The organism is Pseudomonas sp. SDO5591_S426 (assembly GCF_054070755.1).
The window spans coordinates 1-1516 of record NZ_JBSVXD010000391.1; the positions used below are offsets into that span (position 1 = coordinate 1).

The window sequence follows — 1516 nt, forward strand, 5'->3', positions numbered from 1 at the left end:
GATTTCTGTCGATCACATTGTTTGTGTACACCAAAGGACCTGTGGGAGCGGGCTTGCCCGCGATGAGGCCCTATCAGGCACTCACTTGGCAAACAACTGCCCAATATCCTTGAACGCCTTGAACTCCAGCGCATTCCCACAAGGATCGAACAAAAACATCGTCGCCTGTTCGCCCACCAACCCTTGAAAACGAATCCCCGGCTCAATCACGAAGCGCGTCCCCAGCGACTGCAAACGCTCCGCCAGTGCATTCCATTCCGCCATCCCCAACACCACGCCGAAGTGCGGCACCGGCACATCATGGCCGTCGACGGCGTTGGTGTGGGCTGCTTCCTGTGAAGCGTTTTTCGGCGCCAGATGAATCACCAGTTGATGACCGAAAAAGTTGAAATCGACCCAATGATCGCTGGAGCGACCTTCTTCCAGGCCGAACACCGAGCCATAAAAGTGCCGCGCGGCAGCCAGGTCGTAGACGGGAATGGCCAGGTGAAAAGGAGAGAGTTGCATCAGGCGAGCCTCAATCATGGGAAGTTGAGACGAGTTTAGCCCTGTGCATTTTGATTGAAAGACGATAGTTTTTGCGCCGAGCTCAAATTATTTCGATCAATCGAGGTGGCGCCATGCTGCGCGAGTTGAAGACCTTTATCGCCGTGGCACGCTACGGCACGTTTGCGGCAGCGGGCATGCACATCGGTTTGACGCAGTCGGCGGTCAGCGCGCAGATCCGCAATCTGGAACAGGCCCTCGGCATTCGTTTGTTCGATCGCACCGGACGTCAGGCGCTGCTCAATGCGGCGGGTCAACGAGCGTTGCCGATGGCCATGGAAATGCTCGAGACCTTCAGCCGCATGGCGGTCAGCGATGACGTCAGCGAGTACCGGGGCGAACTGAAAATCGGCGCAGTCGCGACGGTGCAAACCGGGTTGCTGCCCCAGACTCTGCTGCGATTGCGCCAGCAAGCACCATTGCTGGAACCGAAACTGGTGCCCGGCGTGTCGCTGAATCTGTTGAGCCAGGTGGACACCGGCGAAGTGGACCTGGCAATCCTGATCAAGCCGCCGTTTGACCTGCCCAAGGAGTTGTCGGCGCAAGTGATCCGCCGCGAACCATTCGTGCTGATCGTGCCGGTCGACCTTGAAGGCGACGACCCGTTGCAGCTACTCGCCGAACACCCCCATGTGCGCTACGACCGCAACTCGTTCGGCGGACGGCTGGTTACGCGGTTTCTGCGTGAACAACAGATTGATGTGCACGTTGCCCTGGAACTGGATGAGCTGGAAGCCATTGTGAAAGTGGTTGAGTGCGGTTTGGGTATTTCGCTGCTACCCGAGGCCGGGTTGTGGCTTGAACATGGGGCAAAGGTGAGGGTAATTCGCTTGGGCGAATTGACCTTTTATCGGGAGATCGTCTTGTTGCAGCGCTACAGCCAGCGACAACAGCCGATTCAGCAGTTGTTTGCCAAATGCCTGACAGGCTGACCCCAAAACCCTGTAGGAGCTGAGCTTGCTCGCGATAG

2 protein-coding genes are annotated in these 1516 nt (G+C 57.7%); one reads left to right on the forward strand and one right to left on the reverse strand.

Going from position 1 to position 1516, the window contains the following annotated elements:
- Positions 1-81: 81 nt before the first annotated feature.
- On the reverse strand, positions 82-507 hold the full coding sequence (locus ACW9JC_RS30205) for a VOC family protein (protein ID WP_457459634.1): 426 nt from the start codon (positions 505-507) through the stop codon (positions 82-84).
- Between the two features lie 113 nt (positions 508-620).
- On the opposite strand from ACW9JC_RS30205, the gene ACW9JC_RS30210 reads away from it, so the two are divergent.
- On the forward strand, positions 621-1478 hold the full coding sequence (locus ACW9JC_RS30210; RefSeq protein ID WP_457459636.1) for a LysR family transcriptional regulator: 858 nt from the start codon (positions 621-623) through the stop codon (positions 1476-1478).
- Positions 1479-1516: the final 38 nt, after the last annotated feature.

Coding starts and splice junctions, on each gene's coding strand:
- ACW9JC_RS30210 (WP_457459636.1), top strand. CDS start 621: ATGCTGCGCGAGTTGAAGACCTTTATCGCCGTGGCACGCTACGGCACG.
- ACW9JC_RS30205 (WP_457459634.1), bottom strand. CDS start 507: ATGCAACTCTCTCCTTTTCACCTGGCCATTCCCGTCTACGACCTGGCT.